This is a genomic window from Variovorax sp. P4_B10 (genome assembly GCF_056402375.1).
In genome coordinates this window covers 90398-105663 of sequence record NZ_JBFUHN010000002.1, presented here as the reverse complement: position 1 = coordinate 105663, position 15266 = coordinate 90398, and the positions used below count along the sequence as shown (strand labels likewise).

General features: G+C 65.3%; 15 protein-coding genes and 1 pseudogene. 9 read left to right on the top strand and 7 right to left on the bottom strand.

Annotation, left to right across the window (positions count from 1 at the left end; genetic code table 11):
• Positions 1–66: 66 nt before the first annotated feature.
• The 8 genes from cyoA to trhA all read left to right on the top strand — a co-directional run bounded on the left by cyoA (position 67) and on the right by trhA (position 7688).
• Entirely contained in the window at positions 67–1101 is a 1035-nt protein-coding gene (cyoA, locus tag AC1DXX_RS01695) for a ubiquinol oxidase subunit II (protein WP_478132427.1), read from the top strand.
• Entirely contained in the window at positions 1098–3110 is a 2013-nt protein-coding gene (cyoB, locus tag AC1DXX_RS01690) for a cytochrome o ubiquinol oxidase subunit I (protein WP_478132426.1), read from the top strand. The genes cyoA and cyoB overlap by 4 nt, the downstream gene beginning before the upstream one ends.
• Positions 3103–3756, top strand: coding sequence for a cytochrome o ubiquinol oxidase subunit III (gene cyoC, locus AC1DXX_RS01685; RefSeq protein WP_478132425.1), 654 nt, complete (start codon positions 3103–3105; stop codon positions 3754–3756). Before cyoB ends, cyoC begins: the two co-directional genes overlap by 8 nt.
• On the top strand, positions 3753–4145 hold the full coding sequence (gene cyoD, locus AC1DXX_RS01680) for a cytochrome o ubiquinol oxidase subunit IV (protein WP_478132424.1): 393 nt from the start codon (positions 3753–3755) through the stop codon (positions 4143–4145). The genes cyoC and cyoD overlap by 4 nt, the downstream gene beginning before the upstream one ends.
• Positions 4142–5002, top strand: a complete 861-nt coding sequence (locus AC1DXX_RS01675; protein WP_478132423.1) for an SURF1 family protein — start codon at positions 4142–4144, stop codon at positions 5000–5002. The genes cyoD and AC1DXX_RS01675 overlap by 4 nt, the downstream gene beginning before the upstream one ends.
• Complete coding sequence (locus AC1DXX_RS01670) at positions 4986–6392, top strand: ATP-binding protein (RefSeq protein ID WP_478132422.1); 1407 nt, start codon at positions 4986–4988, stop codon at positions 6390–6392. The genes AC1DXX_RS01675 and AC1DXX_RS01670 overlap by 17 nt, the downstream gene beginning before the upstream one ends.
• Complete coding sequence (locus AC1DXX_RS01665; protein ID WP_478132421.1) at positions 6370–6918, top strand: response regulator transcription factor; 549 nt, start codon at positions 6370–6372, stop codon at positions 6916–6918. Before AC1DXX_RS01670 ends, AC1DXX_RS01665 begins: the two co-directional genes overlap by 23 nt.
• A gap of 80 nt (positions 6919–6998) precedes the next feature.
• A complete protein-coding gene (gene trhA / locus AC1DXX_RS01660; protein WP_478132420.1) occupies positions 6999–7688 on the top strand; it encodes a PAQR family membrane homeostasis protein TrhA in 690 nt (229 codons plus the stop codon).
• Between the two features lie 327 nt (positions 7689–8015).
• Here trhA and AC1DXX_RS01655 read toward each other — a convergent pair whose 3' ends face one another.
• Genes AC1DXX_RS01655 through AC1DXX_RS01645 form a run of 3 tightly spaced genes read right to left on the bottom strand, consistent with a single transcriptional unit; the run spans position 8016 to position 9958 of the window.
• Positions 8016–8240 carry a SlyX family protein gene (locus AC1DXX_RS01655; protein WP_478132419.1) on the bottom strand — a complete coding sequence of 75 codons (225 nt, stop codon included), beginning with the start codon at positions 8238–8240 and terminating at the stop codon, positions 8016–8018.
• Positions 8241–8286: 46 nt separating this feature from the next.
• Positions 8287–9183, bottom strand: a complete 897-nt coding sequence (locus tag AC1DXX_RS01650; RefSeq protein ID WP_478132418.1) for an SDR family NAD(P)-dependent oxidoreductase — start codon at positions 9181–9183, stop codon at positions 8287–8289.
• A 31-nt stretch (positions 9184–9214) separates the two neighbouring features.
• Positions 9215–9958 (bottom strand): SDR family oxidoreductase, encoded by a 744-nt coding sequence (locus tag AC1DXX_RS01645; RefSeq protein WP_478132417.1) that lies wholly within the window; start codon positions 9956–9958, stop codon positions 9215–9217.
• 125 nt (positions 9959–10083) lie between these two features.
• Between AC1DXX_RS01645 and AC1DXX_RS01640 the strand changes: the two genes are divergently transcribed.
• Entirely contained in the window at positions 10084–10977 is an 894-nt protein-coding gene (locus tag AC1DXX_RS01640; protein ID WP_478132416.1) for a LysR family transcriptional regulator, read from the top strand.
• Positions 10978–10986: 9 nt separating this feature from the next.
• Here AC1DXX_RS01640 and AC1DXX_RS01635 read toward each other — a convergent pair.
• From AC1DXX_RS01635 to AC1DXX_RS01620, 4 genes and pseudogenes are all read right to left on the bottom strand, one after another.
• A pseudogene (locus AC1DXX_RS01635) lies at positions 10987–11943 on the bottom strand (MFS transporter); the annotation flags it as partial.
• Positions 11944–12093: 150 nt separating this feature from the next.
• Positions 12094–13083 carry a Bug family tripartite tricarboxylate transporter substrate binding protein gene (locus AC1DXX_RS01630; RefSeq protein ID WP_478132415.1) on the bottom strand — a complete coding sequence of 330 codons (990 nt, stop codon included), beginning with the start codon at positions 13081–13083 and terminating at the stop codon, positions 12094–12096.
• Between the two features lie 34 nt (positions 13084–13117).
• Entirely contained in the window at positions 13118–13918 is an 801-nt protein-coding gene (locus AC1DXX_RS01625; protein WP_478132414.1) for an enoyl-CoA hydratase-related protein, read from the bottom strand.
• Complete coding sequence (locus AC1DXX_RS01620; RefSeq protein WP_478132413.1) at positions 13915–15135, bottom strand: CaiB/BaiF CoA transferase family protein; 1221 nt, start codon at positions 15133–15135, stop codon at positions 13915–13917. The genes AC1DXX_RS01625 and AC1DXX_RS01620 overlap by 4 nt, the downstream gene beginning before the upstream one ends.
• Between the last annotated feature and the right edge of the window lie 131 nt (positions 15136–15266).

The window sequence follows — 15266 nt, the reverse complement described above, 5'->3', positions numbered from 1 at the left end:
GCGGGAACCTTTGGACGTAGATTGTGGAGTCTTTGCGCAGCCCACGCACTTCTTTCTTTCTTCGGCATGCCCACCCTCCACTCCCTTCGCCGATGGCTCCTGTTGCTCCCCCTTGCCTTGCTGGCAGGCTGCAACACGGTGCTGATGAACCCTTCCGGCGACATCGCCAACCAGCAGGGACGCCTCATCGTCGTCTCCACCGTGCTGATGCTGATCATCATCATCCCGGTGATCGCGCTGACCGTCTTCTTCGCCTGGCGCTATCGCCAGTCGAACAAGGAGGCCACCTACAGCCCCGACTGGGACCACTCCACCCAGCTCGAACTCGCGATCTGGGCCGCCCCGCTGCTGATCATCATCGCGCTCGGCGCGATCACCTGGATCAGCACCCACACGCTCGACCCGTACCGGCCGCTGAGCCGGCTCGATGCGCAGCGCCAGATCTCGCCCGAAACCAAGCCGCTGGTGGTCGAAGTGGTCGCGCTCGACTGGAAATGGCTCTTCATCTACCCCGAGCAGGGCATCGCCACGGTGAACGAGCTGGCCGCCCCGGTGGACGTGCCGATCAGCTTCAAGATCACCGCCTCCTCGGTGATGAACTCGTTCTTCATCCCCGCGCTGGCCGGCCAGATCTACGCCATGCCGGGCATGGAAACCAAGCTGCACGCGGTGATCAACAAGCCGGGCGAGTTCGAAGGCTTCTCCGCCAACTACAGCGGCGCGGGCTTCTCGGGCATGCGCTTCAAGTTCCACGGCATGAGCAAGGGCGAGTTCGACCAATGGGTCGAGAAGGCCAAGTCCTCGAAGGACGGCGAGCTCACCCGCGAGGGCTACACGAAGCTCGAAGTGCCGAGCGAGCGCGAGCCCGTGCGTCACTACGCCAGCGTGGCCTCCGACCTGTATGACGCCATCCTCAACCGTTGCGTCGACCGCAACAAGATGTGCATGAAGCAGATGATGGCCATCGATGCCGATGGCGGCCTGGGCAAGCCCGGCGCCTTCAACGTCGCCACCCTGCAGCGCTGGCAGCCCGACACCCTCCATTCGCCCCAACGTCCGTACGGCAAGTACGTCACGGCGATGTGCACCACCGAAGAATGACGATGCTCGAGAACCTTGACCTGACGAAGCTCGTCTTCGGCCGCCTCACCTGGGAGGCGATTCCCTTTCACGAGCCCATCCTGCTCGTGACCTTCATCGCGGTCGTCCTCGGCGGCCTCGCACTTCTGGGCGCCATCACCTACTTCAAGGTGTGGGGCACGCTGTGGCGCGACTGGATCACCAGCATCGACCACAAGAAGATCGGCATCATGTACATCATCCTCGGCCTGGTGATGCTGCTGCGCGGCTTCTCCGACGCCATCATGATGCGGGCCCAGCAGGCCCTCGCCTTCGGCGACAACGCCGGCTTCCTGCCGCCGCACCACTACGACCAGGTCTTCACCGCCCACGGCGTGATCATGATCTTCTTCGTGGCGATGCCGCTGGTCACGGGCCTGATGAACTTCGTGGTGCCGCTGCAGATCGGCGCGCGCGACGTGGCCTTCCCGTTCCTGAACAACTTCAGCTTCTGGATGACCACCTTCGGCGCCGGCCTCGTGATGGCCTCGCTGTTCGTCGGCGAGTTCGCCAAGACCGGCTGGCTGGCCTACCCGCCGCTGTCGGGCATTCTCTTCAGCCCCGACGTGGGGGTCGACTACTACATCTGGTCATTGCAGATAGCGGGGGTCGGGACATTGCTGTCCGGCGTGAACCTGCTGGCGACCATCGTGAAGATGCGCGCGCCCGGCATGACCATGATGAAGATGCCCGTCTTCACGTGGACGGCTCTCTGCACCAACGTGCTGATCGTGGCTGCCTTCCCGGTGCTGACCGCCGTGCTGGCCCTGCTGTCGCTCGACCGCTACGTCGGCACCAACTTCTTCACGAACGACCTCGGCGGCAACGCCATGATGTACGTGAACCTGATCTGGATCTGGGGCCACCCCGAGGTGTACATCCTGATCCTGCCGGCCTTCGGCATCTTCTCGGAAGTGGTCTCCACCTTCTCGGGCAAGCGCCTCTTCGGCTACGCCTCGATGGTCTACGCCACGGTCGTGATCACCATCCTGTCGTACCTCGTCTGGCTCCACCACTTCTTCACCATGGGCTCCGGCGCCAGCGTGAACTCGTTCTTCGGCATCACGACGATGATCATCTCGATCCCGACGGGCGCGAAGATCTTCAACTGGCTCTTCACCATGTACCGCGGCCGCATCCGTTTCGAGCTGCCCATGATGTGGACCATCGGCTTCATGATCACCTTCGTGATCGGCGGCATGACGGGCGTGCTGCTCGCGGTGCCCCCGGCCGACTTCGTGCTGCACAACAGCCTGTTCCTGATCGCCCACTTCCACAACGTGATCATCGGCGGCGTGCTGTTCGGCATGCTGGCCGGCATCACCTACTGGTTCCCGAAGGCCTTCGGCTACAAGCTCGATCCGTTCTGGGGCAAGTGCTCGTTCTGGTTCTGGATCGTCGGCTTCTGGTTCGCCTTCATGCCGCTGTACATCCTGGGCCTGATGGGCGTCACGCGCCGCATGAGCCACTTCCAGGACATGTCGCTGCAGATCTGGTTCCAGGTCGCCGCCTTCGGCGCCGTGCTGATCGCGCTGGGCATCGCCTCGTTCATCATCCAGCTGGTGGTGAGCTACATCCGCCGCGACTCGCTGCGCGACACCACGGGCGACCCGTGGAACGGCCGCACGCTCGAATGGTCGACCTCCTCGCCGCCGCCGGCCTACAACTTCGCCTTCACGCCGCGCATCCATGACAACGACGCCTGGACCGACATGAAGAAGCGCGGCTACGCACGGCCGATCGACGGCTTCACGCCGATCCACATGCCCAAGAACACCGCCGCCGGCTTCGTCATCGCGGCCCTGGCCGCGGTCTGCGGCTTCGCGCTGATCTGGCAGATGTGGCTGGTGGCGGGCGTGGGCTTCGTCTCCATGCTGACCGCCGTGATCGTCCATACCTTCAACTACAAGCGCGACTACCACATCCCCGCGGAAGAAGTCGTTCGCACCGAAGACGCCCGCACGCGACTCCTGGCGGCTGCCCATGTCTGATACCACTGCACTCTCCTCCAGCGCTGCCGGCAGCCTTGCCGGCAAGTCGCCCACATTCGACCTGTTCCACGTCGGCAACGACCACCACCCCGAAAACGGCACGCTGCTCGGGTTCTGGCTCTACCTGATGAGCGACTGCCTCGTCTTCGCCTGCCTGTTCGCGACATACGGCGTGCTGGGCCGCAGCTATGCGGCCGGCCCCTCGGGCGCCGACCTGTTCGACCTGCCGCTGGTGGCCATCAACACCTCGCTGCTGCTGCTGTCGTCGATCACCTACGGCTTCGCCGTGCTCGAAATGCAGAAGCGGCGCATGGGCGGCACGCTGGCCTGGCTGGTCATCACCGGCCTGCTGGGCGCGGGCTTCATCGGCCTCGAACTCTACGAATTCGCGCACCTGATCCACGAAGGCGCAGGCCCGCAGCGCAGCGCCTTCCTGTCGTCGTTCTTCGCGCTGGTCGGCACCCACGGCCTGCACGTGACCTTCGGCATCGTCTGGCTCATCGTGCTGATGATCCAGCTGCCCAAGCACGGCTTCACCGCCGCGAACCGCCGCCGCCTGATGTGCCTGTCGATGTTCTGGCACTTCCTGGACGTGGTGTGGATCGGCGTCTTCACTTTCGTCTACCTGATGGGATCGATGCAATGAGCGCCCACACCGAAACCGCCGCACACGGTCACGACGACCATCACGACGATGGCCCGGTCAGCCACAGCACCTTCAAGGGCTACATGACCGGCTTCGTGCTGGCCGTGATCCTGACCGCGATTCCGTTCTGGCTCGTCATGGGCAAGGCGTTCGCCAACACGAACACCACCGCGCTCATCATCCTCGGCTTTGCTGCCGTGCAGATCGTGGTCCACATGATCTACTTCCTGCACATGGACGCGAAGTCCGAGAGCGGATGGAACATGCTGGCGCTGATCTTCACGATCGTGCTCGTCGTCATCACGCTGGCCGGATCGCTCTGGGTCATGTACCACATGAACACCAACATGATGCCGATGTCGGTGCACGACATGAAGAACATGCCTTGACGACCCCGCCGCCAGACCACAGCCCCCACCACACACCGGCCGGCCGCCAGCGCTCCGCGGCCGCCCGGGTGGCACTGGCGGTCTGCGCGGCCCTGGCCTTTGCCGGCTTCTTCGCGCTCGGCACCTGGCAGGTCGAGCGCAGGGCCTGGAAGCTCGATCTCATCGCCCGCGTCGACCAGCGCGTGCATGCCCCGGCCGCCGAGGCCCCCGGGCGCGGCAACTGGCCGCAAGTGAACGCGGCCGACGACGCGTACCGGCACGTTCGCATGGCCGGCACCTTCCTCCACGACAGGGAAACCCTGGTTCAGGCCAGCACCCGGCTCGGCGCCGGCTTCTGGGTGCTGACGCCGTTGCAGGCCACCGACGGCACGGTGGTTCTGATCAACCGGGGCTTCGTGCCGCCCGAAGCGCGCGACCGCGCGACGCGCACCGCCACCGAGCCCAAGGGCGAAACCACCGTCACCGGCCTGCTGCGCATCACCGAGCCCCAAGGCGGCTTCCTGCGCAAGAACGATCCCGCCGCGGAGCGCTGGTTCTCGCGCGACGTGCAGGCCATCGCCGCGGCGCGCGGGCTGAAGGATGTGGCGCCCTACTTCGTCGACGCCGAGGCCGATCCTTCCCTGTCTGCCGAAACGACCGACTATCCGGTCCGCGGCCTGACGGTCATCGCCTTCCCCAACAGCCACCTCGTCTACGCCCTCACCTGGTACGGCCTGGCGCTGATGGTGCTGGGCGGGGCCTGGTACGTCTGGCGCGATGAGCGCAGGCGCGGAAAGAAGGCCCTCGGCGGCAGCGGCGAAAATGCAGCCCATGCCGACGCCCGCCCCTCCTCCCCGCCGGATGCCCGCCGCGACTGAAGCCGCCGCGGTCGCGGGGGAGCTGCACGCCCCCCGCGCCGGGGTCGCGAGCCTGGACAACGCCACCGGCCACAAGAACATGCAGCAGCTGATCCAGCTGCGCTGGTTCGCGGTGGTCGGGCAGGTGGTCACCATCCTGGTGGTGCACTACGGCTTCGGCATCCGGCTGCCGCTGGACAACATGCTGCAGGTGCTGACCTGCCTCGCGCTGTTCAACGTGGTGAGCCTGCTGCGCTCGCGCACCCACCGCCGGGTGACCAACGGCGAACTGTTCCTCGCGCTGCTGGTCGACGTGGCCACGCTCACGGCCCTGCTCTACCTGAGCGGCGGCGCCACCAACCCCTTCGTTTTCCTCTACCTGCTGCAGGTCATCCTGGGCGCGGTGCTGCTCAAGGCCTGGTCGACCTGGACCATCGTGGTCATCACCAGCCTCTGTTTCGCGGGCCTGGCGCTGTTCTCGCGCCCGCTCGCGCTGCCGCTGGACCACGACCGCGGCCTGTGGAGCCCCTACATCCAGGGCATGCTGGTCTGCTTTGCGCTCAATGCGGCGCTGCTGGTGATCTTCATCACCCGCATCAGCCGCAACCTGCGCGCGCGCGACGCACGGCTGGCCGACTTGCGCCAGCGGGCCTCGGAAGAAGAGCACATCGTGCGCATGGGCCTGCTGGCCTCGGGCGCCGCACACGAGCTCGGCACGCCGCTCGCCACGCTGGCGGTGATCCTCGGCGACTGGCGCCGGCTGCCGCACTTCAGCTCCGACCCCGAGCTGCTGACCGAGGTGGCCGAGATGGAACTGCAGATCCAGCGCTGCAAGAGCATCGTGAGCGGCATCCTGCTGTCGGCCGGCGAGGCGCGCGGCGAATCGTCGGAAGAGACCACCGTGAGCACCTTCCTCGACGATCTGGTCGAGGAATGGCGAACCACCCGCCCCGTCGAGGACTTCGACTACGAGAACCGCTTCGGCCAGGACCTGCCCATGGTCTCCGACTCGGCGCTGAAGCAGATGATCTGCAACGTGCTCGACAATGCCCTGGAGGCGTCGCCGCACTGGCTGCGCCTCGAGGCGGCGCACGACGCCGACGCACTGACGATCACGGTCACCGACGCGGGCCCCGGTTTCCTGCCAGGCATCCTGAAGGAGTTCGGCAAGCCCTACCAGTCGAGCAAGGGCCGGCCGGGCGGCGGGCTCGGGCTGTTCCTGGTCGTCAATGTGGCGCGCACCGTGGGCGGCCGCGTCGCGGCATCCAACCGGCCCGAAGGCGGCGCCGTCGTGACCATCACGCTGCCGCTTGCGGCCATCGTGCTGGAAGAAGAGGAAGAGGACGAAGAAGAGATCGAGCCGATCGAATCCATCGAAACGGAAAGCCATGACGGAAACCGCCGAAGCTGAGCGCCAGTTGCTGATCGTCGAGGACGACGATGCCTTCGCGCGCACGCTCGGCCGCTCCTTCGAGCGCCGCAGCTATGCGGTGATGCACGCCAGCAATGTCGAGGAGGTCGAGACGCTGCTTCAGACGCGCTCGCCGGGCTACGCGGTGGTCGACCTGAAGCTCAACGGCGAGGCCTCGGGTCTGGCCTGCGTACAGATGCTGCACCGGCACAACCCCAAGATGCTGATCGTGGTGCTGACCGGCTTTGCCAGCATCGCCACCGCAGTGGAGGCCATCAAGCTCGGCGCCTGCCACTACCTGGCCAAGCCGTCGAACACCGACGACATCGAGGCCGCCTTTGGCCGCGCCACCGGCACCACCGAGGTGGAGCTGACCAACCGTTCGACCTCGATCAAGACGCTCGAGTGGGAGCGCATCCACGAGACGCTGGCCGAAACCGGCTTCAACATCTCCGAGACCGCGCGGCGACTCGGCATGCATCGGCGCACATTGGCACGTAAACTCGGCAAACAGCAGGTCAAGTAACATGATCTGCTGGTTTTGCGATAGTCGCGGAACCAAACCCGATCCATGAGGTTCTGTTCTTGATGATGAATCGACCACCGATGCAGCTGCAGCCCGCCGTGTCCGGGGACCTGAAGAAGAAACAGGCCACCGCGGCCCGCGACCAGACAGCAATGGAGGAGCTCTTCAATGCCCTGAGCCACGGCTTCGGCCTGCTGCTGGCCGTTGCCTCACTGCCCATCCTGGTCTACAGCGCCCTGCAGAAGGGCCAGGCGGCCAACGTGGTGGGTGCATGCCTCTTTGCCGGCACGGCGATCATGCTGTACCTGATCTCCACGCTGTACCACGCGCTGCCGATGGGCCGGGCCAAGGCCTGGTTCAACCGGCTCGACCACGCAGCCATCTATCTCTTCATTGCGGGCAGCTACATGCCCTTCCTGTTCGGCGTGCTGCGCGGCCCCTGGGGCTGGACGCTGTTCGGCGCGATCTGCGCCGCGGCGACGCTGGGCGTGGGGGCCAAGCTGTTCAACCGGCTGCAGCATCCGCTGTGGTCGACGGGGCTGTATGTAGCAATGGGCTGGATGGCGCTGATGGCGGCGGTGCCGCTGTATGAGCGCATGTCACCCGCGGGGCTGGGTTGGCTCGTGGCCGGCGGGCTGTTCTACACGGCGGGTGCGGTGGTCTTCCTGTTCGACAACAAGGTGCGCTTCGCCCATTCGGTATGGCACTTGTTCGTGCTGGCCGGCAGCACCTGCCACTTCTTCGCCGTCCTCTGGCACTCGCACGGCTGATCCTGTTGAGGTGAGCTGAACAGCACAGGCAGTTCGGGGCGCGTGCACAGGCCACCGGGTACTCCCCTCCGCGAATGTCCCCCGCTTCGCTCCTCCTTTATTTCGCTGCGGGGAGCACCCGGTGCCCTGTGCACGAGGGCACGCTGCTGGTTTGCGGCCGATCAACCAGTGCTCTGAGCGATCACGCCGATGGGGTGCCTTGCGCAGCGAAATAAAGGAGGAGGCATGCGGCCTTAGGCCGCGCCGGGGGACATTCGCTTCGCTGCGTACCCCGTCGGCGTGAGCGCGCCCTGAACAGCAGCACCCCAACGCGGCCCCAAATAGATCTCAGTAGTGCGGCGGGAGTTCGTCGCGAAGATTGCGTGCCGCCCCGTCCTGCCCCGCGTTCTGGCTCTGTTGCCGGAGAAGGGCCACTTGCTGGATCAGGCTGTCGATCTGCTGCTGTTGCCGGTAGATCGTCATGTTCAGCTGCTCCAGCAGGTCGTCGGCATAGCTCGACTTGATCTCGAGTTCGGTCAGCCGCTCTGCGAGCTCGTTCGGTGGATAGTCCATGCCGCTATTGGACAGGAAGATCCACCGGTTTTTTGTGACGCCCCGCTCAGCGCCTGACCTTCGCTTCGAGCAGGTCGCCCATGCCGATGCGCCTGGCGAAATCGATGCGCACCCGCTCCGACACCTCGAACACTTCCTTCGCGCCGTCGCCCACGAAGTCGATCAGCGAGCGCATCGGCCGGCTGCCGGCGGGCAGCCCCACGATGCGGACGATCTCGTCGGCCACGGCCTGCGGATCGGCGTCATCGGGCGTCAGCGCGGAAAGGCGCTCGCCGATCTGGTCCATCACGCCGTCGTAGCGGCTGTAGGCGGCCGCGGTGGCGGCGTCGGCCGGCTTGCCAGCGCTCGGGAAGTGGTCGGTGCCCTTGGTGAAGGCGCCGGGCACCACGATCGAGGTCTCGATGCCGAAGCGTGCGATCTCGTAGGCCAGCGTGACGGCCAGCGAATCCATCGCCGCCTTGGCCGCGCCGTAAGGGCCCATGAACGGCGGGAAGCCGCCCTTGGTGGTGGTGCTGCTGATCCACAGCATCAGGCCGGACTCCTGCTTGCGAAGATAAGGCAGCACCGCGCGGTTCACGCGCTGGGCGCCGAGCACGTTGGTGTCGAACACCTTGGCGATCTCCTCGGGCGTGAAGGCTTCGGTCGGGCCGACCACGAGATGGCCGGCGTTCTGCATCACCACGTCGAGGTGGCCCTGTTCGCGAACGATGGCGGCCGCGGCGGCATCGGCCGATGCCTGCGAGAGCACGTCAAGTTCGAGCGGGTGCAGCTGCAGGCCCTGGGCCGCTGCGTGGCTGCGCATCTCGGCGGCGCGGCCACTGTTGCGGCCCGCAATGTCGCGCATCGATGCGTAGACCACATGGCCGGCTTCGGCCAGGGATTGGGCGCTGAGCTTGCCGATGCCGGTGCCCGCGCCGGTGACCAGGATGATTTGCTTTTGCATGGTGTTTCTCCGAAGGTTGGAATGGGTGGCCTCAGGCGACGCCGCCGTTGGCACGCAGGATCTGGCCGTTGACCCAGCCCGCATCGGGACCGGCCAGGAAGGCCACCACCGAGGCGATGTCTTCAGGCTGGCCGAGGCGCTGCAGCGGCGGCATCTTCGCGAAGGCCTGGATCTGCTCCTCGGTCTTGCCGTCGAGGAACAGCGATGTGGCGATCGGGCCGGGCGCCACGGCGTTCACCGTGATGTTGCGGCCGCGCAGCTCCTTGGCGAACACGTGCGTGAAGGCCTCGACCGCCGCCTTGGTGGCGTTGTAGATCGCATAGCCGGGCATGTTCAGCGCGAGCGTGGTGCTCGAGAAGTTGACGATGCGCCCGCCCTCGTTGAGCCGGGTGGCGGCTTCGCGCAGCGTGTTGAAGGTGCCGCGCACGTTGATGTCGAAGGTCTGGTCGTAGAGCGCGTCGCTGTGGTCCGCGAGCGGCACGGTCTTCAGCACGCCGGCGTTGTTGACCAGCACGTCGACCTTGCCGAGCTGCGCTTCGACCGTATCGAACATGCGGCGCACTTCCTCTGCGTTGGCCACGTCGGCCTTGACCGCGATGGCCCTGGCGCCGGCGGCCGTCAGTTCGGCGACCAGCGCCTCGGCCTGCGCCGAGCCCGAGGCGTAGTTGATGGCGACGGCAAGACCGTCCTTGGCGAGGCGCTGCGCGACGGCGGCGCCGATGCCGCGCGATGCGCCGGTGACGATGGCGACCTGGGTGTCGAGGGGGGTGTTCATGGTGCGGTTCCTTGCAGTGGTTGGTGGGTGAGACGAATCATCGATCGTTCCATTTGAAAGATAATTACCCCAATATCGCCATGACAGTTCCATTTACTTAAACAATCAGACAAGGGGAATCGCCCGTGGACCGCTTTCAGGAAATGCTGGCCTTCGTGCGCATCGCCGAGCGCCAGAGCTTCACGCAGGCCTCGGAAGACTTGCAGATTCCGCGCGCGACGGTCACCAACCTGATCAAGCGCGTGGAGCAGCGCATCGGCACCCGGCTGCTGGAGCGCACCACCCGCACCGTGCGCCTCACGCAGGACGGCGAGGCCTACTACCGCCGCTGCGTGCGCCTGCTGGCAGACGTGGAAGAAGCCGAGGGGCTGTTCAGGAACGAGGCGCCCAAGGGCCTGCTGCGCGTGAACCTGCAGGGCACGCTGGCACGGCATTTCGTGGTGCCTGTGCTGCCCGGCTTTCTGGCGCGCTATCCCGGGCTGGAACTGCACATCGGCGAGGACGACCGGCTGGTCGACCTGGTGCGCGAGGGCATCGACTGCGTGCTGCGCGCAGGCAACCTGCAGGACTCCTCGATGGTCGGGCGGCGCATCGCGCTGCTGCCGCAGGTCACGGTCGCGAGCCCCGGCTATCTGGCGAAGTTCGGCGAGCCAACCGACATGGCGGCGCTGGCCTCGCACCACGCCATCCACTACATCTCCAGCGCCACCGGCAAGGCGGTGCCGCTCGAATTCACGGTCGATGGCCGCGTGACGGCCGTGAACCTGCCCGCCATCGTCTCGGTGACCGGCGCCGATCTCTACACGGGCTCGTCCGTTGCCGGGCTCGGGCTGGTGCAGGTGCCGCGCTACCGCGTGGCCGGCGAACTCGCGGACGGCCGGCTGAAGGTGCTGCTGCCCGGCTTCGCGCCGCCGCCGATGCCGGTCTCGGTGCTCTATTCGCAGAACCGCCAGCTGTCGTCGCGCGTGCGCGTGTTCACACAGTGGCTGCGGGACGTCTTCGAGGCGGCCGAGTCCTGACCCCGCCCATCAGCAGGCCGACGACTCCAACGCCACAACCCCAGCCTCCGCGTGCGTCTCGCCGCGCAGGAACACGAACACCACCAGCGCCGTCAGCACGGTCACGCCCGCCAGCACGCAAAGCAGCGTGCCGAACGCCGCGCCGTACGCATGCAGCAGCGCCGTGCGGTCCACGCCCGGCAACAGGGCCAGTGCCTGCGACAGGTCGCCCGTCGTCACCCGCTGCGCCGCCTGCGATGCCGCAGCCGGATGCCCCGGCAGACGCCCCAGCTGCAGCGCCACCAGCGCCGTCAGCCCTGCGCCCACCAGCGCCAGCGCAATGCCCTCGCCCGCCACCCGCACGGTGTTGAAGATGCCCGACGCCATGCCCGCACGCTCGCGTGGCACCACGCTCACCGCGAGCCCGTCCATCAAGCCCCAGGGCAGGCCGATGCCGGCGCCGATCAGCAGCAGCGGCCCCACGATCCCGTGCAGCGGCGTACCCGGCGCGCAGCGGCTGAGCCAGAACAGCCCCACCGCGCACACCAGCAGGCCCACGGCCGAGATCGCGCCCGCCGAGAACCGGTGCGCGAGCGAGGCCGCCAACGTCGGCACCACGAGGATCGGCCCCGACAGCGCGAACATGAAGCTGCCCGCTTCCAGCGCGCTGCGCCCCTCCAGCCCGATGAAGCGGATCGGCAGCAGCACCAGCAACACCACGAAGCCGTAGGCCGGTGCCGCAGCCAGCAACTGCACGCCCACGAAGCGCGGAAAGCGGAACAGCGAAAGATCGAGCATCGGGTGCGCTACGCGCCGCTCGACGGCGATGAAGGCCGCGCCCATCAGCGCCGCCCCCGCCAGCGCACCGATCACCCACGGGCTGCCCCAGCCGCTGTCGGGCGCCTGCAGCACGCCGAGCGTCAGCAGCGTCAGTGCGCCGGCGAAGGTGGCCGTGCCCGGCATGTCGAGACCCATCGCGTTCGGATTGCCTTGATCGACAGGCGCAGGGACGTCGCACCGCTCTTGCCTTGGCTGCGGCTCGGCGAGGCACCAACCTGGCGAAGATCATCGCCACGTATCTGCACCTTTGGCGCATGGCTGGGCCGCTGAAGGTCCAGGAGCATCATGCATCGAGGCTCACTCCGGCTCAATGCCCGCGGCTTTGATGACCTCGCCCCACTTGTGCGACTCCGTCACTTGAAATCTTGCAAGCTCATCAGGCTCGGTGGTCCAAGAGGTTGCGCCTGAAGCCTGGAAAAACCCCTGTGCCCTGCGGCCCGCCACAGCCGCTATCAACGCCTCGCGCAGCTTCGCGACCACCGGTGCAGGCGTTGAAGCTGGCACGTAGGCGGCAAACCAGTACCCAAGGTCATACCCCTTGACCCCGGACTCATCGAACGTGGGGATACCCGCCAGCGCAGGGACTCGTTTGGTCGACGACACAGCGATAGCACGAAGGCGACCGCCTTCAATTTGTGGAATCCCGGTGACTGTGTCGACAATCATCATGTCCAACTGCCCGCCGATGAGGTCGGTCATCGCGCTGGGGTTGCTGCGGTACGGCACATACAAGATGTTCGTGCCGCTCATCTGTTTGAACATTTCTCCAGCGATCCGGCTCGAGGAATTTCCAGCGCCAAATGCGAGCTTGCCCGGGGCCGCGCGTGCCGCCGCGATCACGTCGGCCAAGCTCTTCAATGGCGAGTCTGGACGGACCACCAGCACCATGCCGCCTCGACCAAGGCCCGTCACCGGTTTGAAGTCCTTCACTGGGTCATAGGGAAGCTTCTTGAAAAGGTGTTGGTTCGCAACCTGAGTGGTGTTTGTTGTGATCAGCACTGTATGGCCGTCCGCCACGGCTCTCGCTACCTCCTGGCTCGCGATGAGCCCGCTGGCGCCGCCTTTGTTCTCTACGACGACCGGTTGTTTCGTCTGCTCTGCGACGGAGGCACCGAGGGCTCGGGCGAGCTGATCGGTTGCGCTGCCTGCGCCGAAGGGAATGACGAAGGTGATCGGCTTGCTTGGATAGTTGGGAGCTTGCGCCCACGACACAGCCGTCGCAACCAGCGCGCCTGCGAGGATCAATCCCGTACGGATCAACGTGGAACTTTTGATCGCGGTTTTCATTTGTTTGTCTCCTTTTTTGTTTCGCTCTTGTTGGCTACTTGTCGGGGCGGTCTGCCGCCAAGAAGCGGCGCACCGCCTCTTTGTGCTCGTCGCCGCACAAAAGAATGGCCTGCATCGAGGCCGCTTGCTCCAATGCCGATAGAAGTGAAGATTGACTGGACTCGCGAACGAGCTGCTTGGCCATCCGCATCCCGTTTGGAGGGTTTCTTGCGATTCGCTCGGCGAGCTTCTTCGCCTCGCCCAAGAGGCTCTCCGCGCTGACCACCTGGGAGACAACACCGAACCGCAAGGCGGCCTGCGCATCGATGAATTCGCTGGTGAGGGTGAGCTCCATGGCTTTGGAGACACCGACAAGGCGCGTCAGGAACCAGGCCCCCCCAATGCCCGAGACAAGCCCGAGGCGAAGGAAGCTTTCGGAGAAGCGAGCGTCCTCGCTGCACAGCCGCACATCGCACATGAGCGACAGATCGAACCCTGCGCCGATCGCCAGGCCATTGACCGCCGCGATCACGGGTACCTCGATGCCATGAACCGCGTGGGTGATTCGATGAAGGCTCTTGAGCAGACGTGCCCGAACGTCCGTCGGACTTCCTTCCATCAGATCTGTTCCGTTCAACATGTCGTTCACGTTGCCGCCGGTACAGAAGTTCTTTCCGCTCGAGTTCAGAACCACACAGCGAATCGCCTGGCGCTCATTGACGCTCTCGAGCGCATCGGCAAGCGCGGAGGTCATCGCGAGGTTCAGCGCATTGCCTGTGGCGGCGGACTGCATGGTGATCGTGAGGACTGCTCCTTCGACGTTCAATGCGACCAGGTCCGAGTTTGAAGTGATCATGCTGTGATGCCTTGCTCAGTGGTTGTGGTAGTGACCGCGCCGGAGCGCAGCAATGAATCGATCTCTTCCTTCGAGATTCCGTATGCGGTGAGCACTGCAGCTGAATGCTGTCCGACCAGGGGCGGAGGCTTGGTGAACGGACCGACGCCGTGATCGCCTCCGATGGCAAAGCCAGGCATGCGAACAGAACCAGCGACTGGGTGCTCGATTACGGTCTCAACGCCGCTGCTCAGGTACTGCAGCGAAGAGGTGACCTCCGCGTAGCCAGCAATCGGCGCGCACAGGATGTCCACGGCCTCGAGCGCTGCGACCCAAGCCTGGGTCGTGTGCCGCTGAAATTCCGCGGCCAGCAACTGGAACAGTGCGTCGCGATGCTTGACTCGCAAGACGTTGTCAGTGAACCGCGGATCCCTTTCAAGATCAGGCCTGCCGATCGCACCACAAAGTGAGGTCCATCGCTCGGCTTGATAGGCCGCGACCATGATCCAGCCATCGCTGGTCGGGAAGGCCTCGTTCGGTGCCGCATACGGTGCCGCACTTCCGGTTTTTCCAGGTTCCTGACCGGTGGCCAAGTAGGATGAAAGGCCCACCTGCTGGAGCATCAGCGTGGCGTTGTATAGGCTGATGTCGAGGTGCTGACCTTCATGCCCATGCTGCACCGCAAAGAGTGCACCGAGGATCGCTATCGTTGCCAGGTAGCCCGTTGCCATATCGGCGATCGGACTGGGTACCTTCGACGGAGCTGACCCAGTTTGTCCGAGCGTACTCATCAGTCCCGCAACGGCCTGGATGATCCCATCGACACCAGCTTTTGAACTGAACGGGCCCTGCTGGCCGTACGCAGAGATCGAGCAGTACACCAAGTTTGGGTGAGCCTCGCGCACGCTGTCAAAGTCGAGACCGAAGCGCGTCATCACGCCTGGCCTGAAGCTTTCAATGACGACGTCTGCAGATGCCATCATCCGTCGGACGAGATTCCGGCCCTCTTGCGTCTTCAAGTCAACAGCAAGGCCTTCCTTGTTTCGATTCACGCTGAGTGAGATCACGCTTTCGCCGTGGATCCAGGGCGGGCCGATATGCCGCCCCATCTCGCCCTCTGGCGACTCCACCTTGGTAACGTTTGCTCCAAGATCGCCAAGCAGCATGCCGCATAACGGGCCGGCGACGACGTGTGAGAAGTCGAGCACCCGCAGCCCAGCCAGACTGGTTCGTAACATTTTCTTTGCCTCTGTTTCTTGAGGCCGGCGGTCTGCCGGCCCCCACCATTACCGGGTGGGTTCAGTGAGGCTCAAGAATAGAAATCGGCAACTCCGTGGGCAAACGACTTTTCGTGCCAACGCTTTGAGGT